This window comes from Brunnivagina elsteri CCALA 953, assembly GCF_002289455.1.
GTDB classification, from domain to species: Bacteria; Cyanobacteriota; Cyanobacteriia; order Cyanobacteriales; family Nostocaceae; genus Brunnivagina; species Brunnivagina elsteri.
Genome location: NZ_NTFS01000061.1, coordinates 1 through 21,943, shown reverse-complemented (window position 1 = coordinate 21,943; position 21,943 = coordinate 1). Strand labels below are relative to the sequence as shown.

The 21,943-nt window shown below is 39.7% G+C and carries 22 protein-coding genes; 6 read left to right on the top strand and 16 right to left on the bottom strand.

What is annotated here, in order from left to right:
- From CK510_RS08080 to pflA, 7 genes are all read right to left on the bottom strand, one after another.
- Window positions 1-483: universal stress protein (locus tag CK510_RS08080; RefSeq protein WP_095721213.1), on the bottom strand; the 483-nt coding region annotated here is incomplete at its 3' end.
- A gap of 67 nt (window positions 484-550) precedes the next feature.
- Window positions 551-1,195 carry a hypothetical protein gene (locus tag CK510_RS08075; RefSeq protein WP_095721212.1) on the bottom strand — a complete coding sequence of 215 codons (645 nt, stop codon included), beginning with the start codon at window positions 1,193-1,195 and terminating at the stop codon, window positions 551-553.
- A 269-nt stretch (window positions 1,196-1,464) separates the two neighbouring features.
- Window positions 1,465-4,077, bottom strand: coding sequence for a cation-translocating P-type ATPase (locus CK510_RS08070; protein WP_095721211.1), 2,613 nt, complete (start codon window positions 4,075-4,077; stop codon window positions 1,465-1,467).
- Window positions 4,078-4,259: 182 nt separating this feature from the next.
- Window positions 4,260-6,518 carry a formate C-acetyltransferase gene (gene pflB, locus CK510_RS08065; RefSeq protein ID WP_281256992.1) on the bottom strand — a complete coding sequence of 753 codons (2,259 nt, stop codon included), beginning with the start codon at window positions 6,516-6,518 and terminating at the stop codon, window positions 4,260-4,262.
- 76 nt (window positions 6,519-6,594) lie between these two features.
- The gene (locus tag CK510_RS08060; RefSeq protein ID WP_095721210.1) at window positions 6,595-9,345 is read right to left on the bottom strand and encodes a bifunctional acetate--CoA ligase family protein/GNAT family N-acetyltransferase; all 2,751 of its coding nucleotides are present in this window, start codon (window positions 9,343-9,345) and stop codon (window positions 6,595-6,597) included.
- 29 nt (window positions 9,346-9,374) lie between these two features.
- Window positions 9,375-12,065 carry a bifunctional acetaldehyde-CoA/alcohol dehydrogenase gene (gene adhE, locus CK510_RS08055; protein ID WP_095721209.1) on the bottom strand — a complete coding sequence of 897 codons (2,691 nt, stop codon included), beginning with the start codon at window positions 12,063-12,065 and terminating at the stop codon, window positions 9,375-9,377.
- 58 nt (window positions 12,066-12,123) lie between these two features.
- Window positions 12,124-12,897 (bottom strand): pyruvate formate-lyase-activating protein, encoded by a 774-nt coding sequence (gene pflA / locus CK510_RS08050; protein WP_211293126.1) that lies wholly within the window; start codon window positions 12,895-12,897, stop codon window positions 12,124-12,126.
- A 273-nt stretch (window positions 12,898-13,170) separates the two neighbouring features.
- Here pflA and CK510_RS34580 point away from each other — a divergent pair, with 273 nt between their 5' ends.
- Window positions 13,171-13,254, top strand: coding sequence for a hypothetical protein (locus CK510_RS34580; protein WP_095721215.1), 84 nt, complete (start codon window positions 13,171-13,173; stop codon window positions 13,252-13,254).
- Here the strand turns inward: CK510_RS34580 and CK510_RS34575 are convergent.
- Both CK510_RS34575 and CK510_RS08030 read right to left on the bottom strand, forming a co-directional pair.
- Window positions 13,251-13,649: a hypothetical protein gene (locus CK510_RS34575; RefSeq protein WP_095721208.1), complete on the bottom strand. Its 399-nt coding sequence runs from the start codon at window positions 13,647-13,649 to the stop codon at window positions 13,251-13,253. The genes CK510_RS34580 and CK510_RS34575 overlap by 4 nt on opposite strands.
- Window positions 13,650-13,868: 219 nt before the next feature.
- Window positions 13,869-15,077, bottom strand: a complete 1,209-nt coding sequence (locus CK510_RS08030; RefSeq protein WP_095721207.1) for a glutathione S-transferase family protein — start codon at window positions 15,075-15,077, stop codon at window positions 13,869-13,871.
- A gap of 360 nt (window positions 15,078-15,437) precedes the next feature.
- Here CK510_RS08030 and CK510_RS34360 point away from each other — a divergent pair, with 360 nt between their 5' ends.
- The 4 genes from CK510_RS34360 to CK510_RS08015 all read left to right on the top strand — a co-directional run bounded on the left by CK510_RS34360 (window position 15,438) and on the right by CK510_RS08015 (window position 16,963).
- Window positions 15,438-15,506, top strand: coding sequence for a transposase family protein (locus CK510_RS34360; RefSeq protein WP_373695788.1), 69 nt, complete (start codon window positions 15,438-15,440; stop codon window positions 15,504-15,506).
- Window positions 15,493-15,711 (top strand): hypothetical protein, encoded by a 219-nt coding sequence (locus CK510_RS08025; protein WP_245911937.1) that lies wholly within the window; start codon window positions 15,493-15,495, stop codon window positions 15,709-15,711. The genes CK510_RS34360 and CK510_RS08025 overlap by 14 nt, the downstream gene beginning before the upstream one ends.
- Before the next feature lie 200 nt (window positions 15,712-15,911).
- The gene (locus tag CK510_RS34355; RefSeq protein ID WP_095721214.1) at window positions 15,912-16,094 is read left to right on the top strand and encodes a methyltransferase domain-containing protein; all 183 of its coding nucleotides are present in this window, start codon (window positions 15,912-15,914) and stop codon (window positions 16,092-16,094) included.
- Between the two features lie 263 nt (window positions 16,095-16,357).
- On the top strand, window positions 16,358-16,963 hold the full coding sequence (locus CK510_RS08015; protein WP_095721206.1) for a DUF4360 domain-containing protein: 606 nt from the start codon (window positions 16,358-16,360) through the stop codon (window positions 16,961-16,963).
- 294 nt (window positions 16,964-17,257) lie between these two features.
- Here CK510_RS08015 and CK510_RS33290 read toward each other — a convergent pair whose 3' ends face one another.
- The 6 genes from CK510_RS33290 to CK510_RS07995 form a co-directional block, all read right to left on the bottom strand.
- Window positions 17,258-17,845, bottom strand: a complete 588-nt coding sequence (locus CK510_RS33290) for a cation transporting ATPase C-terminal domain-containing protein (protein ID WP_245911935.1) — start codon at window positions 17,843-17,845, stop codon at window positions 17,258-17,260.
- 8 nt (window positions 17,846-17,853) lie between these two features.
- Window positions 17,854-18,393 (bottom strand): cation-transporting P-type ATPase, encoded by a 540-nt coding sequence (locus CK510_RS33285; RefSeq protein WP_245911933.1) that lies wholly within the window; start codon window positions 18,391-18,393, stop codon window positions 17,854-17,856.
- 234 nt (window positions 18,394-18,627) lie between these two features.
- On the bottom strand, window positions 18,628-18,804 hold the full coding sequence (locus CK510_RS32325) for a hypothetical protein (protein ID WP_169927010.1): 177 nt from the start codon (window positions 18,802-18,804) through the stop codon (window positions 18,628-18,630).
- A gap of 47 nt (window positions 18,805-18,851) precedes the next feature.
- Complete coding sequence (locus CK510_RS08005) at window positions 18,852-19,043, bottom strand: hypothetical protein (RefSeq protein ID WP_095721205.1); 192 nt, start codon at window positions 19,041-19,043, stop codon at window positions 18,852-18,854.
- Between the two features lie 26 nt (window positions 19,044-19,069).
- The gene (locus CK510_RS08000) at window positions 19,070-19,861 is read right to left on the bottom strand and encodes a GerMN domain-containing protein (RefSeq protein ID WP_095721204.1); all 792 of its coding nucleotides are present in this window, start codon (window positions 19,859-19,861) and stop codon (window positions 19,070-19,072) included.
- 68 nt (window positions 19,862-19,929) lie between these two features.
- Window positions 19,930-20,613: an Hsp20/alpha crystallin family protein gene (locus CK510_RS07995; RefSeq protein ID WP_095721203.1), complete on the bottom strand. Its 684-nt coding sequence runs from the start codon at window positions 20,611-20,613 to the stop codon at window positions 19,930-19,932.
- Window positions 20,614-20,783: 170 nt separating this feature from the next.
- On the opposite strand from CK510_RS07995, the gene CK510_RS30885 reads away from it, so the two are divergent.
- Complete coding sequence (locus CK510_RS30885; protein ID WP_143289246.1) at window positions 20,784-20,975, top strand: hypothetical protein; 192 nt, start codon at window positions 20,784-20,786, stop codon at window positions 20,973-20,975.
- A 307-nt stretch (window positions 20,976-21,282) separates the two neighbouring features.
- Here CK510_RS30885 and CK510_RS07990 read toward each other — a convergent pair whose 3' ends face one another.
- Complete coding sequence (locus tag CK510_RS07990; protein ID WP_211293125.1) at window positions 21,283-21,813, bottom strand: nitroreductase family protein; 531 nt, start codon at window positions 21,811-21,813, stop codon at window positions 21,283-21,285.
- Window positions 21,814-21,943 lie beyond the last annotated feature (130 nt).

The following is a 21,943-nucleotide window of genomic DNA, read 5'->3' as shown; positions in this document are numbered from 1 at the left end:
AGGTAATACCTTTTCTTGTACAACTAATACATTACAGGGGGCATGATGGAGAACATAGTTACTCACACTACCGAGTAAAAGTTCTGTAATCCCTCTGTATCCTCTACAACCTAGTACGATTAAATCTGCCTTCCATGAGCGTGCTAGATTACAAACCTCCTTACCAGAATCACCATATTTATATGTGAATGTTGCCGACACTTTTCTCATGTTGGCTTGCTGAGAATAGACTTCTAACCAAGCTTGAGTCTTCTCTAATTCTTGTTGCAAACGCTGTTTATGCTGCTGTTTAAAAGTGCCGTATATATCAACATCTCCAATTGTTCCAATCGATATAATTGACTCACTTGGAAAAAAGTTATTAAGACAATTAAATAGCATCAATTCACCACCACATTTCTGAGCAATGTCTAGTGCTTCTTGGAAAACTTTTGAAGATTGGATAGAGTTATCCATTGCAACAAGAATTTTTTGATATTTCATGACTATTCCTCAATATTATTTTTCCTATACTAGTTTTAGAAAATTGAAAAATTCCTCACAAAAATCCTCATGACTTTTTCAGCCGTGGTTTTAATAACCAAATCAAAGCAATTCCCGTTATGGAACCAATTACAACCCCCATAACTCCACCTGTGGCAACGGTAGTAAGTGCTGTTTGAATACCTAATTTTTCTTCGATCGCTCCTGCTCCAAAATATGCGACAAGTAAACCCAAACTCCAGGCGATCGCATTGGCAAATATCCACCAAACACCATAACGAATTTGGGTTCTAATCGCTAACCACTGACAAAACCCTAACACTCCTCCTATTCCCATCCCTAGCAAAATTAATCCTTTAATAAATGTTATATTTACGTAATTTCCAGATGCTCCAGCAAAAGTAAATGCCATCAATACACTAATAGTTAATCCCGTAAACCAAGCCAATAAACCACCAATTATCGTGGCAAATATCCATTGAGTTGAATGTCGGATATAGCGACGCAAAACAAGCCATTGAGTAAATCCGAGAACTGTTCCTTCTAAAATACCAATAAAGGTAAAAATACCCTGAATATAACCCATACGGTTAACTACAGCACTTGCTATCCCAACAATTGTCAAACCAATGATTTGAGCGATCGCACTTTGTAGTACCCAACGCTCCCATAAGCCAAAGCTATTCCGTTGGTTGAGTTTGCGTCGGTTCATAGTGGTTTCCTCTTCCCCTATTATTTATGGTTATAGGAGATTAATTTGAGGAAGTTGTGAGGATGGGGAAAGTTGCCTGAGTTTGATTAACTTGTTATACCATTTTAATATTGAAGATGCATAGAAAGAACCCCTCCGCCTGTGGCACCTCCCCTTGCTAAGGGGAGGTATGGAGGGGTCACATAATGTGCAGCCTCACATAGAATTGGTATTAACACCAAATTAATCAAATTAATCAAATTAATCATTGATGCCGTGATTGATTTCTGCTATTTCTTTCTCCTTGAAAAGATTTTCAACAATTCAAACCAGAAAAAGCAGATTATCCCAGCAGCTAAACAAATCGCCAAATCGATGGGATGTAAGTACGAGAAACGGAATAGATGCCGTAAAAATGGCACGTACAGTACCATCCATAAAAATACTAATCCACCCCCTATTACCCACCAAAAAGCTGGATTGGGAGACTTAAGTGTTGCTAAACTGATAGGATTTGAATCACGCTCACTGACAATTAAACCTAAGTTAGCAAGCAGTAATGCTGTAAAGGTTAATGCCCTCGCATCTAATTCTCCCTGCCCTCGGTAAAGAGAAATCAGGTAAATTGCGATTAGAATCACCAAGATTCCCGTACCTTGAAGTAATGCTAAACCCAAATTGTATTTGCCAAATGCAGGTTCTTTAGGATTGCGAGGTGGACGATTCATGACATTAGCTTCTGCGGGTTCTGCTTCCAAAACAACAGAACAAGCTGGGTCAATAATTAGATGTAGAAAGGCAACATGGACAGGTAGCATTACTAAAGGTAGTTTTAATAACACTGGTATCAGTGACATCCCGGCAATGGGTACATGAATGGCGAGTAAATAAGCCATTGCTTTTTTCAGATTGTCAAAAATCCGCCGTCCCAGTTTCACTGCTGCCACAATCGACGAAAAGTCATCATCAAGTAACACCAATGCTGCTGACTCCCTCGCTACATCTGTACCCCGTCCCCCCATTGCAATGCCAATATTTGCAGACTTTAATGCGGGTGCATCGTTAACACCATCCCCTGTCATCGCCACAACTTCACCATTAGCTTTCAGGGCATTGACTATCCGCAGTTTCTGTTCTGGTACTACCCGTGCAAATATATTAGTACTGGGGATACGTCGTTGTAATTCCATATCACTCATCCCATCCAATTCTTGCCCGGTAATTATGTCAGCCATCTGCATCAAGCCAATTTGACGGGCGATATTTTGGGCAGTACCTGGATAATCACCTGTAATCATCATTACCCTGATACCAGCCGTGTAACATTCTTGAATGGCTTGGGCGACGGTTGGGCGAATTGGGTCAGCTAGTGCCACCAACCCCACAAATTCAAAAGCAAAGTCATGTTGTATATCGGGTAAATGGTCAGGACTGAGGGAAGGATGGGGAGGAAGAAAAGCCGGTGCTGGGTCTTTCAGAGAAGCCTTGGCAACTCCTAAAACCCGTAAACCCTCATTTGCCATTTGATTGACTTGAGTCGTTAATACCCGTATTTGCTCTCGCGTAAAATGGCACAGGTCGGCAACTGCTTCCGGTGCGCCTTTGGCAGCAATGACGCAGTTCTCACCATCGGCTGTTTCCCACACTTGAGACATTGCCAACAACTGAGGTGATAGAGGATACTCTTTGAGCAAAGTCCAATCATGGTGGATATGTTCCGTTGGCGCTAAATAGCGATCGCCCAATTGCTTAAAGGCTTTTTCCATCGGGTCAAAGGGGTCTTTATGACTAGCAAGAATGCTAAACTCCACTAGGGGATGGACTGCTTCTGGCAATGGTTCTTGGGCGTGAAGGTTTAAATCGCAGAGGTTTTCAGATATCCCGTCTCGACTCCAAGGATATAACTGCTGTACAGACATTTGATTGAGAGTCAACGTCCCTGTTTTATCAACACACAAAACTGTTGCTGAACCCAGAGTTTCTACGGCAGGTACGCGCCTAGTTAAAACTTGTTTTTGGGCAATACGCCAAGCCCCTAAAGCGAGAAAAATGGTGACAACTACAGGAAATTCATTGGGTAAAATTGCCATCGCTAAGGTAATTCCAGCCAACAAACCTTTCAGCCAATCACCCCTAGTTAGCCCATAAACAACAACCACCACAGCACAAATCGCTAAAGCAACAATCGCCAAATTTTTAACTAACCGACCTATTTCTTTTTGCAACGCAGTTTGTTCTGGTTCCAATCCTTGCAATGCTTTACCAATTTTACCGATTTCCGTACGGCTACCTGTTGCTTTCACCTGGGCAACTCCTTGACCTTGGACAACTAATGTCCCAGAATACACAAAAGGTAAATTATCACCACCCGGACGAGCAAATTCATCATTCGCCCCTGCTGCGATCGCTAATTTCTTTACTGCTAAGGATTCTCCTGTTAATAGGGATTCATCAACCGAAAGGTGGGTACAATCCAGTAAAATTGCATCAGCAGGAACCCTGTCTCCCTCTGCTAAAATTACAACATCTCCGCATACGACTTCTCGACCAGCTATGCGTTTTTGCTGTCCACCTCGAATCACCAACGCACGGGGACTGGAAAGGTCTTGTAATGCTTCTAATGCTCTTTCTGTCTTGGTTTCTTGGTAAAGGCTAATGCCCATAATAAAGAAAACAAAACCAACTAGTATCAGTGCTTCCTGTATATCACCCAAGGCAAAATAAATGATACCACAAGCAACGAGTAGCAAGAAAATTGGGTCTTTGATAATTTCCCAAGCAATAATCAAAAAACCTCTCTGCTTGCTGGATGGAAGTTCGTTATAACCTTCTTGTTTCAGTTTAATAGCCGCTTCTGATTCTGATAACCCTTTGATTAAGTTGGAATTGGCTGGATGAACCATAATCTTTTGTAACCTGGATACACAGCGGATGTAGTTTTTACTTAGTAAGAGCAAGAAAATAGCTTTCAAAGGCGTTGCTGATTTTAGGGATAAACTGAGTGCTAAAATACCTAAAATGCTGTGAGAAATTAAGCTAAATCATCCCGCATTTATGCAACGCTTTTTTTTGTATAAACACCTCATTAGAAGCTTTCGTGGAATGTTCTCTTAATCACATCAAGTTGTTGCTCACGGGTTAACTTAATAAAGTTGACTGCGTAACCCGATACCCTAATTGTCAATTGGGGATACAACTCAGGATGTTCCATCGCATCCATTAAGGTTTCGCGGTTCATGACATTAACATTGATATGGTGTCCTCCATCGTGGAAATAACCATCGAGCATTCCCACAAGATTGTTAATTTGGTCTGCTTCTTGCTTTCCAAGGGCAGCAGGTACGATTGAGAACGTGTTAGAAATCCCGTCTTGTGCGTAGTCATAAGGTATTTTTGCTACCGATGCCAGAGATGCGATCGCACCTTTGCTATCCCGTCCATGCATGGGGTTTGCTCCTGGTGCAAAGGGTTCTCCAGCTTTACGACCATCGGGTGTATTTCCCGTTTTCTTACCGTAAACGACATTTGATGTAATAGTTAATACTGATTGTGTGGGAGTGGCATGGCGATAGGTTGGATGTTTGCGAAGTTCGCTCATGAACCTGGTGACTAAATGCACCGCAATTTCATCAACGCGATCATCATTATTTCCGTATTTGGGAAAATCCCCTTCAATCTGATAATCAACTGCTAATCCACTTTCGTTTCGCAAAACTTTGACTTTGCTGTATTTGATTGCAGATAAAGCATCGGTGACAACCGACAATCCAGCAATACCACATGCCATTGTCCGGAAGACATCGCGATCGTGCAATGCCATTTCTAAACGTTCGTAACAGTATTTATCGTGCATGTAGTGGATGACATTCAGGGTATTGATGTAAGTCTTTGCTAACCATGCCATCATCCGTTCAAATTTGTGCCAAACTTCGTTATAGTCTAAGTATTCTGAGGTAATAGGTGCGGTTTCTAATGCCACTTGTTCGCCGGAATTTTCATCTTTACCACCATTGATAGCGTATAACAAGCATTTGGCTAAATTAACACGGGCACCAAAAAACTGCATTTGCTTACCAATTCGCATTGCCGAAACACAACAAGCGATCGCATAATCATCACCCCAGTGCGATCGCATGATATCGTCGTTTTCGTACTGAATTGAACTGGTATTAATAGATGTATTTGCACAGTAATTTTTGAAGGGTTTGGGTAAATCTTCTGACCACAACACAGTTAAATTAGGTTCTGGTGCTGCTCCTAAGTTTTCCAGGGTATGAAGCATTCGGAAACTGGTTTTTGTCACCAATGGTCTACCATCTTCACCCATTCCACCAACACATTCTGTTACCCAAGTTGGGTCTCCGGAAAATAATGCGTTATAGTCTGGAGTACGTAAGAATCGCACCATCCGCAATTTCATGACGAAATGGTCGATCAGTTCTTGTAATTCTGATTCAGTAATCTTACCTTGTTGCAAATCCCGTTCAAAGTAGATGTCAAGAAAAGTGGAAACTCTTCCCAGTGACATTGCTGCACCATTTTGTTCTTTCACAGCAGCTAAATAGGCAAAATATAACCACTGCAATGCTTCTTTGGCATTAGCGGCTGGGTAACTGATGTCAAATCCATAGCTTGCTGCCATTTCCTTGAGTTCAAACAGAGCTTGAATCTGTTCGGAAATTTCCTCCCGCAGACGGATAATATTTTCGTCAATAACATCCAATTCTAGGGATTCAAGTTGAGCTTTCTTATCTTCAATCAGGGCATCAACACCATATAAAGTTACTCGTCGATAATCCCCAATAATTCTACCTCGTCCGTAAGCGTCGGGTAATCCAGTAATAATTCCAGAGTGACGAGCTAAACGCATTTCACTGGTATAAGCATCAAATACCCCATCGTTGTGGGTTTTGCGGTATTTGGTGAATATCTCTGCTGTTTTGGGGTTAAGTTGATAACCATAAGCTTCTAAGGAGTCTTTGACTACACGAATACCACCAAATGGCATTATTGACCGTTTCAGGGGTTTTTCCGTTTGCAAACCAACAATTTGTTCGAGTTCGCGATCAATATAACCAGGATGGTGGGAGGTAATAGTAGAAACAACCTCAGTGTCGGTATCTAAAATCCCTTTTTCCCGTTCAATTGCCATTAAATCAGAAACTTTTTTCCACAGTGCTTGAGTGCGATCGCTTGTAGTTGTTAAAAAAGATTCGTCACCAGTATAAGGACTATAATTAGTTTGGATGAAATTGCGGAGATTAATTTCTTTCATCCATCTACCAGATTGAAAACCATGCCATTGTAATAACACGAGCAATTCCCCTAAACTTTGATGTTCCACCTTTAGTTATAGATCGGGATGTTGAGGAACTTGTGAAGATAGAAAAGCTGTGAAAAAGGAAAACAAAGAAAAAATTTTACAATGCGATCGCAGCTTTCACCACAGAAGCATCTGCTGTACGCTGAATCGCAAATCCTACTTTTTTGCATACTTGCTGCATTTCGTGATTTTCTAACAAAATCTCTGCATTTATTTCACTTAAATTCTCATCCCTACCAACTTGTAACAAACGTTGTAATAATTCCCTTCCTAACCCCTGACATTGATATTTATCTGCTACTATCAAGGCAAACTCAGCTTGATTTGTTCCATGTAATTTACTCAATCGACCAACAGCTAAAATTTCATTTTGACCAGTGTCTGGGTTATCATAATCAGCAACTAAAGCCATTTCGCGATCGTAATCGATAAAACATAATCTTGTTAACCGTTCGTGGGCAATACGTTGACTAAGTTTAATCAGATGAAAATATCGAAAATAAATGCTTTGTTCGGATAGAGTTTGATGAAATTTAATCATTAATGGCTCATCTTCGGGACGAATGGGACGTATAGTGATTTCCATCCCATTTTTCATTTTCCATGCTGAAATATATTGTATTGGATAGGGACGAATTGCGGGTTTCGGTAATTGCTTAATATCTACATTACTATCGTGGAGTATAATTCTCCCATCCAATGCTACCAGGGAATTAACAACACCTGGCTTTGCCAAAAGTGGATTAATATCTATTTCTTTAATCCCTAACTGTTCCACAACTAAATGGCTAAAACGAACCAAAACTTGTTCTAATTCATCCAATGCGATCGCTTTTCTTTCTCTGACTCCTTGTAATGCTTTATAAATTCGGGTTTGTTCCATCATTCTCCGTGCCAAGGTAGTATTCAGTGGAGGCAATCCCAATACCGTGTCTTCAAATACTTCAACTAATTGACCTCCCATTCCAAACAGTAAAACTGGACCAAATTGAGCATCAATACTACTACCTAAAATTAATTCATAGCTATTTTTTAAATCCACCATTGGTTGAATAGTCACCCCAATAAAATGACCTTCTCCAACCTTCTCTTTCACCGATGCTTGAATAGCTTGATACGCTTCCTTAACAGCATTCCCACAACATAAATTTAAATGTACTCCATCCACATCAGATTTATGGATAATTGTGTAAGAATAGACTTTTATAACCACCGGATAACCAATTTTATCAGCTACTTGAATTGCCTCATCTATTGTTGTAGCTAGATAGGTTTCTACAGATGGAATTCCATAAGCAGCAAACACTTCTTTTGACTCAACTTCTGTTAGCAAATATCTTCCCGAATGACGTATTGCTTGAATCATATCTCTCACTTTTTCTCGCTGAGAAAATTCGACTTCTGCTTCAGTAAACACAGGAGTTTCATACAAACTCCGCAAATTATAACTATAATGCCACATATAATTAAAAATACGGGTAGCAGTATCGGGATAGGGAAACGTAGGAATTCCAGCTTGATTGAGAATTTCTGCCCCAGCTTCGATGTCTGCATCACCCATCCAACTTGCTAAAACTGGTTTGCCAATTTTGCTATAAACAGCTAAAAGTTTTGCTGTATGCGTAGGGTTCGTCATTGCCTGTGGTGTCAAAATTACCAATATTGCATCAGTATTTTTATCCCGGCTCACAATTTCCAAAGTCTTCTCATAACTACTTGGTTTCGCATCCCCCAACAGGTCAATCGGGTTATTATGGTTGCCATTTTTAGGTATCAATTCATTTAAATTATTACGAGTTTCTACTGTTAATTCCGCCAGTTCTCCTCCCCCAGAAATCAACGCATCCGTTGCCAGTACTCCTGGTCCTCCCGCATTGGTAATAATTGTCATCCGTTTACCTTGGGGACGGGGTTGTTTTGCCAATACCTCTGCCATGTCGAATAATTCAGAAATGCGATCGACTCGTAATACCCCACAGCGTCGCAATGCTGCATCAAACACCGCATCGCTCCCCACTAATGCTCCTGTATGGGATGTTGCTGCTTTCGCTGCGGCTTCCGTGCGTCCAGCTTTGATAACTATAATTGGTTTTGTCAGGGCAACTTCCCGCGCTGCCGAAAGAAACGATCGCGCATTTCCAATCGATTCCATGTAAATTAAAATACTTTCTGTGTGTGGGTCATCGCCCAGGTAGTAAATTATATCGCCCCAATCCACATCAAGCATGGAACCAATAGAAATAAAAGCACTAAAACCTACATTCTCATGAAAACTCCAATCCAAAATAGCACTACATAATGCCCCACTTTGGCTGATAAATCCGACTTTTCCAGGCAGTGCCATACTCCCAGCAAAGCTAGCATTTAAACCAATATGGGGATTGATAATTCCCAAACAGTTGGGACCAATTAACCGCATTTGACTGCGACGCAATTGTTCCAAGACACGCTCTTCCAGTTCTATACCAGCATTTCCCGTTTCCCTAAACCCAGCCGAAATTGCGATCGCGCCTTTTACTCCCGCATCCACACATTCCGCAATTACACTAGGTACTGTTACAGCCGGAGTAGCAATAATTGCCAAGTCTACAACTTCAGGAACTGCCGCAATATTTGGGTAAGCTTTGATACCGAGAATACTATTATGTTTGGGATTGACAGGGAAAACAGTTCCCCCAAAAGGATGACTGATGAGATTCCACAACAAAGTTCTTCCCACACTACCTTCTTTTTCCGACGCACCTATAACGGCAACGTTTTTGGGTGCAAAAATTACATCAAGGGGATGATGTTGGGAACGGAGTATATCATAAGCACGATCTGAAGCAATCTTAATTGGCTTTTGCATAAGTAACTCCTACTCTCTCTGTGAGAAAATCATACTTTTTCTAATTCTAAAATACCTGATTCATCTTTATGGAAAAGTGCCGCATCAGTACGACAACCACAATAAGCTAAAACGTACAATTCCTTCAAGTCATTAATTAATGGATAGCGGGGATTTGCCCCCGTACATTGGTCATCAAACGCTTGTTCTGCCATGACTTCTAGACTACTATAAAAAGCTTTCTCATCATCCCCCAATGCCTCTTTAATGGTTAGAGGAATATCCAGTTTCTGTTTGAGATTTTCCACTGCTTCTACTAACTTTTCCACCTTCTCATCAAGGGTATCTCCACCCAATCGTAGAAAATCAGCAATTTGCCCGTAACGTTGTTTTGCATGGGGATATTTGTACTGGGGAAAAATCGCTTGTTTAAAGGGAATATCTGTAGCATTATAACGAATGACATGGGAAATCATTAGGGCATTTGCTAATCCATGAGGAACATGAAAAGTCGCACCTAATTTATGTGCCATTGAGTGACAAACTCCTAAGAAAGCATTAGCAAATGCCATTCCGGCAATTGTTGCCCCATAGTGAACTTTTTCCCTTGCTTCCGGGTCATTATTCCCATTTTTATAGGCACTAGGTAAATATCTAAATAACAAATCTATTGCCTGCAACGCTAATCCGTCTGTAAACTCACTTGCCATTACAGAAACATAAGATTCTAGTGCATGGGTTAAGGCATCAATTCCACCGTATGCAGTTAACTTTTTCGGCATATTTAAGACTAATTCTGGGTCTACAATTGCCATATTTGGTGTTAGTGCATAATCAGCCAAAGGATACTTAACTCCCACCTTTTCATCGGTGACAACTGCAAATGGTGTCACCTCCGAACCAGTACCGGAAGTTGTCGGAATTGCCACTAACATTGCTTTTTCCCCCAATGATGGCAATTCATAAATTCGCTTGCGAATATCCATAAATCGCATGGCAAAGCCAGCAAATTCCACATCGGGATGCTCGTACATCAACCACATCACTTTGGCTGCATCCATAGGGGAACCACCACCAATGGCAATAATTACATCTGGTTGATAATTTTTCAATAATTCCAACCCTTGGTTAACATTAGATAAAGTTGGATCGGGTTCGACATCGTGAAATACATCGTGTTTTATACCAATTTCATCTAAAATTTGGGTGACGCGATCGACAATTCCTAAATCGAAGAGGGGTTTATCTGTAACAATAAATGCTCGTTTTTTACCTGCTAAGTCTTGCAAAGCTACGGGTAAACACCCAGATTTAAAATATACTTTTGGGGGGACACGAAACCACAGCATATTTTCCCGACGCTGGGACACTGTTTTGATATTTAGAAGATGATGGGGTGCAACATTCTCAGATATGGTATTACCACCCCAAGTTCCACAACCTAAAGTGAGGGATGGGTCTAATTTGAAATTATATAAATCACCGATCGCACCTTGGGATGATGGCGTATTTATCAAAACTCTTCCTGTTTTTACAGTATTTTCAAAATAGCTAATATCATCTAAATTCGCTGGATTTGTATATAAAACAGCAGTATGTCCGGAACCACCAAATGCAATCAATTTTTCGGCTTTATTTACCGCCTCATGGAAATTTTTGGCTCCATACATCGCTAATATGGGTGATAATTTTTCATAAGCAAAAGGTTCGGCAGCACCAATTATTTCGACTTCGGCAATCAGAGTTTTATAACTACTTGGTAGGGGACAGTAAATATCTTCTCCACATCCTGAAACTTCACGAGTTAGTTGAATACCTGCAAGTTTTGCTAAAGTTTCCACCGACTGTCCCACAATTGCCGGATTTAATCTACCATCTTTTAAAATCAAATTACCTAGTTGATGTTTCTCCTGATTATTGAGAAAATACCCACCACGACAAATAAATTCCTGTTTAACTTGTTGGTAAATTTCATCGACAACAATAACAGATTGCTCAGAAGCACAAATCATGCCATTATCAAAAGTTTTACTCAACAAAATTGAACTGACAGCAGTTTGAATATCTGCCGACACATCAATTACCGCAGGAGTATTTCCCGCACCCACACCTAAAGACGGATGTCCAGAAGAATAGGCAGCATGTACCATTCCCGGTCCACCAGTCGCTAAAATTAACTTGACTTCTGGATGCTGCATTAATGCTTTCGATAATTCTACTGTTGGTTCATCGATCCAACCGATAATATTTTCGGGAGCACCAGCAGAAATAGCCGCATCTAGAATAATTTTCGCTGCTGCGATCGCACATTTTTTGCCTTTGGGATGGGGAGAAATAATAATGCCGTTACGGGTTTTTAGGGTGATTAATATTTTAAAAATAGTTGTAGATGTGGGGTTAGTCACGGGAACAATCCCTGCAATGATGCCCACTGGTTCGGCTATTTTTTGCATCCCAAAAGTTTTATCTTCCTCGATCACACCGCAGGTTTTTTCATGTTTGTATTTGTTGTAGATATATTCAGAGGCAAAGTGATTTTTAATTACCTTATCCTCAACAATACCCATACCTGTTTCTTCTACTGCCAATTTTGCTAGTGGTATTCTTTGATTATTCGCGGCTAATGCAGCTTGCTTAAAAATAAAATCAACTTTTTCTTGAGAATAGTTAGCATATTCTGCTTGAGCAATTTTGACATTTTGTACTAGCAATTCCAATTCTTTCAGGTTTGTGACTTGCATAGTGAACCTAAATAAATGAGTTTTTTAATGCAGAGGATGATACTAATTTTTTGCCAATTTAAAATGCAAGAATACCCATGCTGTGAAAAATAGCTAATGCTTTTTCTATTTGCTCTGGGGTGGGAGATGGAGTTTCTTTGAGTTGGTATTCGTAACCTAGCTCTTCCCATTTATATTCACCCATTTTATGAAATGGTAAAACTTCAACCCTCTCAATATTATTCAATTTAGTAATGAATTCTGCCAATCCCAATATATTTTCTGGGTCATCAGTTAAACCAGGAACTAATACAAATCTAATCCATGCTGCTTTCTTTATATCACTTAAGTATTGAGCTAGAATTAGCGTCGGTTTGATATCAACACCCGTGACTTTGGTATAAGTCGCTGGGTCAAATGACTTAATATCAAGTAACACTAAATCCACAAATTCCAATACAGACTTTGCTATTTCCAAATCGCAAAACCCAGATGTATCCAAAGCTGTATGTATTCCCAATGACTTACAGCGTCGAAAAATCTCTCTCACAAACTCTGGTTGATATAAAGGCTCTCCACCACTAATTGTTACACCTCCACCCGAAGCTTTCATATAAGAAGTATATTTCTGAATTTCTGCAATCAATTCATCAACTGTCACCTGCTTCCCATGCTCTAGGTAGCGACAATCGGGATTACTGCAATACAGGCAACGCAAGGGACAACCAGTAGTAAAAATTACAAAACGAATGCCAGGACCATCAACCGTACCGCAGGTTTCGATTGAGTGGATATAACCAGATGTGATTGCGATCGCTATTTTTGTAGTGTCTTGAGATACCGGAGATAGCATAGCCTTACCCACTAGTGCAAGAGGAGATAGAAGCTTTTATAGTGCTTCACTTTGAGTTATAGATGAATAATTTGAGGAACTTGTGAGGAAGAGATATCCCGTATTTCTCACCTGACTTTTCTCGTTCAGTCTCTTTTGCAAGCTGCCAACCCTCACAAAGGTCGTGCAATTTTAACCAACCTCTCCACAGTACCTGGATTCCAATAGCAGTTTTATGTCGATGTTCAAGATAACCTCCAAGTAGAAAGAAAACGTCTTCACGTATTAACTGATATTTTAGTTATTGGAGTATTTTCTGTAATTTCCGGGGCAAAAGGATGGGAGGACATGGAAAATTATGGATTGAGCAAATATTAGTGGCTAAAAACATTTTTATTTTTACCAGAAGGTATTCCCTGTGCAGATAGATTTCGGCGAGTATTTGAACGTATTAATCCAAAAGAATTTGAATAAAGTTTTCGAGATTGGGTAGAAGCGATAGTTGAATCAGTAGGGGCAAAAGTAATTCCAATTGATGGAAAAGTGCTTAAAGGTTCGTATGATAGAGTTATAGGTAAAACTGCCCTAAGACTGGTTAGTGCTTGGTCAAGCGAACATAAATTAGTCTTAGGGCAAGTAACAAGCTGGGAAACACCAATTGAAAAGGCAGTATGGCAACTCAAAAAAGTATGCCCACAACTACCATGTAGAGCAATTTCATGCTGGGATATTGAGTATGGATGTGCGCCATTCATCACCAAAACAGCGGACATAGAGGTTGATAAAATAATACGTTTACGGTCGAATTTATGTTTCTGGACAGCACCACCAGAACAAACACACAACCGTAGAATTAACTACCCTGTAGTTAAAAAACGAACTACAACTCGCACTCGAAAGCAACCTAAGCCAGCTTAAATAGTTGCATTTTTCAATCTGCACACTGATGTGCATCAGATTGTTACTGATGCGCTGTTTTCCCCTGCCTTAGTCTAAACTCCAGTAATAAAGTTAGACGGGTCTTGATCTCGTCGATGCTTAGTGGGAATCGGGGCTGGCTGTCCATCACCTGCAAGGGCTGCGGTTTTCTCCAAAGATTCCCTCAATCGCTTGGCTGCGTAGATAGACATGTCTCGCGGTACATTAATGCGATCGCGCAAATATCGCAGAGCGACATCAGATCCAGATGGAGGTACACAGTCTTCACCAGTCATCATATGTGTTAAAGCACAACGGAGTGCTAAGTCGAACAATTTATCATCGGCAGGGTTGACTCGAATAATATTGACATGGTGCTGGATAGTTCGTTGAAGAGCTTCCATACGAGAGTTTTCGGGTTCTGGATAAGCAACATCTGGTAGCCCGAACCAGGGACCGTTATCCACCCGCGCTTTATTGAGAAGCATCTGGGTTTCACCATTTTCCCAGCAACCCCCCATCTGTGGAGGTAAATCATGTACATGGGTGTGAAAATCGCTCTGAGTTCCGCAATAAGTCGTCCGGCTTTCCATTGCCGCAAACCATGCGCTCAAGCGAGGGTTTTCCGAACGCAGGGAGTAGCCCTTGTAGTAGTAAAGGCTCGCATTCATCCGTTCGACATAGGGCGTAAATATGACATCGACGGTACTGAAGCTATCTAGAAAGTAAGGTCCTGGGGTGCTACCCAAAGCCTCCTCGACTTTAGCCACAACTCCTATAAATTGTTCTCGGTTGCGTTGTTCTTGTTGGGAGGAACCTGCTGGATAGCACAACCAAGTACACCAGGCTCTAAATAAAAGTCGTTCTAATTGACGTAGAGGAAGCACTGTGGGGTCTTCCATCCCTTGGTTCAATGGACCAAAAACCTTTTCCAAAGCGAGTAAAATGTCATCGCTTTCCTTAATAATCCGCCCATCTAGCTCGATAGCGGGGAGCATTCCTGATGGTACTTTACGTTTGTACCAACTTTCCTTCTCCCCATAGCAGAACATTGTCACTTTTTCGATGCGGTAGGGTATCTGCTTTTCCTCTAGCCATAACCAAACTTTTTGACAGTAAGGACACCAGGCATGGTTATCACGGTACAGCGTTACCCGCACATTTGATTCGGGTTGCCCAAACAAGCGTAACCTGGCTTTAGCATTGGTGAGACCATTAACCGTATCTATTTGGTAATCTGTGAGGGTTTCTAGTTGTTGCCAGCTTAGGGGTGTGGTAGTCATAGGGTGAGTTACGATCGGGGATTACTGAGGACTTTTCTTGACTCTACAATATTTTCGTATCCCATCAATACTTCGGGGTATTCCCTTATTCAATCATCCATGACCAACCGAAGGAATTAAGAGAAGATTTCTCTCGAATAATATCTCCCAAAGGTGGAATATTCCTTAGCCGAAAAATGCGATCGCGCATATATTCAAAAAAAACTAATTCCCAACTTCCGACTAGTAGATAAATGTTAGTCTTAAGCGAATAGAACAGCTAACATCTCCATGAACACACCAATAAGCAACCCTCATTGGAAAATAAAAAAGGTGGCGGAAGACAATCAATATTATCTACGCAGGAACAAATTATTTTAAATGCAGCTTTATCTTAGGCATATGATGACATTTCAAATACTTGGTATTCAATTTGGTGTTAGTGAATAAAGCAGCAAATTCAACTTTTCACCACTGGTTGGCATTATTGAGAGAATTATTACCTTCTAGTTTGCTTGAACAAGTTAAAAAAAACGCTTCTGATTATGAAACAGTTCAAGAAATATTGACCGAATACGAACTAATTATTGATAGCTATGTTCGTGCTAGCGTAGCCGAAGGCTTCACAAGTCAGAGAGAGACCTGGAGACAATAAAGAACCTAACTTTTCCCGTTAAGTCTGGAAAGATAGACATAGCAAGGGTTTAAGTCCACAGTCTTATTATCAATAAAAGACATTTAATGAGAATATAACAACGGGAAAATAGGACTTTTAGAATAGCACTCCTGAACGCGTTCACGTATAGTGGCGGCTTCCGCATCGCTGTGATAGAAAGATAACGGGAAAAGTCAGAAATACTTAGCCATGCTGGTGCGATCGCAGTAGTTGGGGTCGATATCTGCCCAGAGACGATAAAATATGCCAAGAAGCACTATAAAGAAAGCAACGTAGAGTTTGTTTGCACTGATGCTGAACAGTTTGAGTGGTCGCAGCAATTTCAACTAAATAACAAAACCTTTATATCAAGAGCCTTCTGATTATTCCACCCCTAAACTTCCAATTTCAGCTAAGTTTTTTCTAACAATGCTAAGTTTATTTGCTAGATAGAATTAACACACACTGTAAGTCTTATAATTAAGATGTTATAGAAAGGCGAATGTAGACTTACAGGATTAAATTCTAAGCTTGATGCTGTTGAAAGCTATTCATGTTGAAACAATTCGACAGGTTTCTCAAATACAGATTTTCCAAATATCAACCTTAGAAACAAAAGACTATCTTTTGAGAAAGGAAGGCGATTATGAATAAGAATTTTCGGAAAACATCGATCGCATTGGTACGAGGTTTTCTAGCTACAGCTACGGTAATTACTGCTTTTATGAGTACTGCGATTGCCGCACCAAAAGTTGAAATTATAGGTGCGGGTTATGGTGGTAGTGGTTGTTCTGCTGGAACCGCGAGTGTAGTTGTTAGTCCAGATGGTCAAGAGTTGAGTGTTATATTTGACAACTATTCTGCCATAGCAAATAGTACAAGAGACAGACGTAAAACTTGTAACTTAACAATTCCGATTAAAGTACCTTCGGGCTATCAAATTTCCCTTTTCGATGCTGATTATCGAGGCTATATTGCTCCCGAAACAAGTGGAACACTCAGAGCTGAATATTTTTTCGCTGGTGAACGGGGACCAGTTTTTTCTAGAACAATTCGAGGTGAAGAGAACTACACAGTTCGAGATAAATTAATGGCAGAAAGCTGGTCGCGCTGTGGTGATAGTTTAAACATGCGGGCAAATACTTCCATGATTGCTAAGGGAAAAGGAGCAGCAAGTGTTGATTCTCTTGACTTAACTCGTCGTGCTGGGATTATTTATCATATCAAATATCGTGGCTGTCCTAGTAATTAGTAAAGTTCAGATAATTGAGGAGGAATAATTCTCATAAAGCATCAATTATGCAATAGCAATCCAAATTAAATTACCAGCAATTACGGAAATTAAAAATATCTACTGTATAGGTATTTTAGATACTGTATTTCTCATTTAATTTCTCACAAATAATTTAGGATTGCTAGAGTTCCACGGACAGATATTTTGTTTAACTTCGCAACACACAATTTTAGAAAATATGAATGTTCTATTTTGGGGTAATTGCAAATTTTAAAAAACTGCTTTTTATAAAAAAGTAGTTTTTTTTAATTATTAATGGTAAATTTGGTTTTTAAAAACAACCATTTTCTGATTCATAACAACTATTTTCCGCAATTCATCAGCCAACAAAATAAATGGCGGACATATCAATAAAGCTAACCATTGTATGAGTTGTAATGGTGCAGTTGAAAATATTTTCTGTAAAATTGGTGAATAAATAATCGATAAAATCAACACCCACTCTACAGCGATTCCCAGCCAAATGAAACGATTAGTAAAAAAGCCCAATCTAAAAATAGAAAATCTCTCGGAACGACAAGCAAAAAAGTTTCCATCCTGACAAGCAACAATTACTGCAAGTGTCATGGTTGTCGCTTGGTGATAAATTGTCATTGTTGCGGTGGCTGAATGTGACAAAATACTTGGTGCGATCGCTTGTAATTCCATAAGTCCATAGCCCTTGGATAGCCACACAAGGAAAAATCCTGTCATCCCTGCTAATCCTTCGAGCAAACCCAAGAAACAATAGGCACGTAACATTAGCGGTAAATCAAGTAATTGCTGGGATTTTTTGCGTGGTGGTTGTGTCATCGAACCTCTTTCGGGACGTTCTGCACCTAATGCGAGAGCGGGAACCATATCGGTTCCTAAATCGATCGCGGTACGGGTAAAGATTCTCCAGTAAGAATAGATACATCAAGATAAATCGATTGACTTTCTATCAGTCGTGCATCAGCAGATATTTTATCTCCTTCTTCTAATTGAATTACATCTCCTGTGACTAATTCTCGTGTAGGTATTTGGCAAAGGTTATTGTCGCGGTAAACTTTGACTTGAGCGGGTAATACTTTTCTTAAAGCTGTCAGTGCTTTTTCTGTTTGGAATTCTTGCCAAAAACTGAAGATAGCATTAATCCAAATTACTGCCCAAATTGCCCAACCTAATTCGGGAATTTGAGAAATAAAAGCAAGTATTCCTGCTACCCATAATAATAACGCCATAAAATGCGTTAATTGGTCAATCAATCGTAATATCAAAGGTCGTGTTTGGGGTTCTGGTAATTCGTTATAACCGTATTGTTTGAGTCGTAAATCAGCTTCAGTTTCACTTATTCCTTGGGATGTTGTTGTGAGATTACTATATATTTCCTGTGGAGTCAGCGCCCAAATTGGGTGGTGTGAATTCATTATTTCACTCTGATAGTTATTAGAATTTAAAGATGAGGAATTAGGTAGAAATAACCCACCTAGTCATCTAGAATTTAGGAGTTAAAATTGCATAAACACTTGAGGAGTAATAAGTAATACTAGGAGAAGAAAATTTAGGTGTAAATTTTCTTCCCTGCTTAATATTTACTAATCCTTTACTTTTAACTCCATCCTTCTGTTGAAGCAAGCTACATCCATAACTAAACGAAGCGATTAATGATGTTTTTTGTCTGTGGGTTCACCTTCAAATGGTTGAGTTCCTGTTTCGGGATAGTTATCATCTCTCGGTGTAAAAATGCGTGTAAATGCTCCGAAAATAAAATTAGTTACTTTTTGTGGAGCTTCTTTAAGAGATTGAAAAATTCTTGTTGTGTTAGTATTATTAGCCATGTTTTTGTTCTCTATTTTTTAGTAATTGAAGTAAAAATTATTACAAGTTAACGCAATTCAAATTCCCAGCATTTTTCGAGAAATTGAATTCTATCTAAATTCCAGCAATATTCGAGTCGCTGAATTTTATAGTTATGCCAAAAACAAAATGGATTAATCACTATTTCTGGTTGATTTAATCGCTGATTTAAGTATTGCCAAAGAGGAAAAATAATTTTCCCTGGAATTTGATGATTCATATTGCTCTCTCACTTGCAGTAGTTAATTATGAAATTGAAAAATCTTCTACAAGTTGTTGCCTAGTTATGGGTTCTCTTAAAACTAATCCTTCTCCACCAAGGGGGTAATTCTCATCAAGTAATTTACCTTCTACCAATAAATAGATTTTGGCATTGGGGTTAATACTAGATGCTGTATAAATAATTTGAGCTACTCGATAAATCATTGAGGTGCTGCCACCACCTTCGGCAAATTCTTTCGAGAGATTGACATTAATTTTACTATCATTAACCTCTAGACTCAATAATTTAGTCCCCGCAGGAATTGTTGTACTTAGATTTACATTTTGAGTCGCATTTAAAAGATGATTAAATGCTTTTATAAGTGCGCTTTTGGGAGATATTCCTTCTTCGACAGTGATTTTCTGCGGAGCTAAGCGAATATTTTGCCCATCAAGCTGCAACCAATAAACTTGTGGTTCAATTCGATTAATTATTGAATTGGTTTTTGGTTGAATTTTCTCTGTTTGTGTATTAATTGAAATGGTAGATTTTACTGTCTCTACTACTTGAGTATTGGCTGAAGTTGTGCCTTTTGCTAGTGGTACATTATTGACTTTTACAGGATTTACAGGTGATAGAACACTTGGGCTTGTTTTAGGTTGTAAATTCCTATTTGCTAAAATCTGCACTTGTGAAGTAGTTGGTTGTTTGCTATTAGGGTTAATTTCTAAATGTATCCAAGCCCACCATACTGTTCCACCTATAATTGTCAGAAAGGTGATAGCATAGGCAATTAATATATCTCGCTGAATTGGTGTATCATATTTAGTTTTCATAACTGTCTCCTGCGAGAAATAAGAAAGGACTTTTCGATCGCGACTTTACCCTAATAGCATCTATAACCTCAGCTATTAGCTGTATCTACACCAAACTCATTGGCAACACGGGTATGCATAGTATCTTCTAAATGTTCTTCATGTTCGCGTTTTTCTGTCATTGCGGTTCTTGCTTCCTCCGCAATATAACTAGTAGTGCTTCGATCCAATTCTTCGGTTGCACGTTCCTGCATTGTTTCCTGTAAATGTTGCTCATGCAAGCGTTCTTCCGTCATTGCTTCCCGTGCTTTTTCTTGGATATTCAAATCAACTTTTACAACATCACGTCGAGATGTTTCGGCTTTTGGCAAAGTTAATGTGACTATACCGTCTTTAACATCAGCTTTAACTTCTTCGTGTTTGACATTTACTGGTAATGGAATGATACGTTGAAATTTTCCATAACTAAACTCAGAGCGGTAAAACCCATTACTATCGCTGGTTTTTTCCTCTTGATATTCACCTGCGATCGCAACTGCATTCTCGCTGACTTGAATGTCTAAATCTTTCGTATCGATTCCTGGTACTTGTATTTTGACAAGTATATCTTTGTCTACTTCTTTGAGTTCAATTGCTGGATGCCATGCTAAATCCTCCAGCTTTGGAAAGCTGCCGTGGGTTTGTTGTGGATGGGTTATTTCATCTAACAAACGATTCATTTGCTGACGGAGGGCATTTAACTCTTTTAGTGGTTCCCAATGCATTAAAGACATAATTTATATCTCCCATCTCTAATTTTTAATTCCTGATGTTGAGCTTTGTTTTAGCTCTACTACCAACATAGGAAAAGAGTTTGAGGAAATTGTGAGGATAGAATAAGAAATTATAAAATCTTAAAGTACTTTGGTAAATTAGTAACACGCGATGGGCAAAGCCCCACCATATGCGATCGCACAATAGACATCTCCGGAAAAGACGTAGAGACGTAGCATTGCTACGCGAATGTGCCGGGACAGAATATTCTCGAAATCTTGCCACGGGGATACTCCCCGTGGCAAAGTTTCGCGGCAACTTCGCAGTCTCTACAAGGGTTCTGGGGAACGCATCATTAATTTTCGGAGATGTCCAAGAGTAAGCCACAAAATGAATGATCCTGTGTTGTCATGCTGAGGAACGTAGGCGAAAGACTTCCCGTTCCCTCGAAGAGGGTTCCCGAAGGGTAGGGTAGCATCTACGCGAGATTCTTCGTTCCTCAGAATGACATTGGGCATTTCTTTCTGTGGAGTTCTCCAATACCAATTCTTCGTGAAGCTGGATAGAATTTTACCCCATCTCTTAAGTGGTTACACAAAATTTTTTATACTCTGGTGAGTAAATTTGGTTAAACCAAAATCATTGCGTTGGCTAAAAGTATGGTAGCACTGTCATCCCACTGTCTATTATTAATAAACTACCTCATCAACAGAACGTCTTGGTGTTGGTTTTGTCTCGACACCAAAACCTAAACGCAAGATAATTTGTGGATAACCTTTACAATCAAGAAGCTTACTTAGTTGATTTCGTAATTCTGGTATTTGAATTGGTTGATTTAAAAACGATGCAGATAAACCAACAGCTTGTCCTCGCAACAATACCCGTTCCAAAGCTTGTCCCGTTGCCAACCAATCAACATCTGTATCTGTCTGAGTACTTAAGACTACGATCGCAGGGAAATTTTCTAATAGTTTGCGACTATGTTCTGCCACAGAATTACCCATATTAATATTTCGCATGATCAGAGCAAATAAAGGAGTCGTAAAATCAAAGTGTTCGTCCATACCATGTGCGTAAATGGGAATGCCATCGTGACTTTTACTACTGCTAGGACGCATCCATGTAGATAACTCAGTTCGGAAATTTTGGTCAGCCATTTGTATGCGATCGCTCTCTGCTATTAAGTTTGTAATAGCATGGCGTATTGTCTCTTTTTGCACTATATGTAAGTCAGGGCTATTTCATTCTAAAAGTAGGAGCTATGTGGTATAACCTAGCGCGAATCCAAGCGTGTGCATCTACCTCCATGAGCCAACCAGCAATTATAGAAGCTTTTGCAGAGCTTAAAGA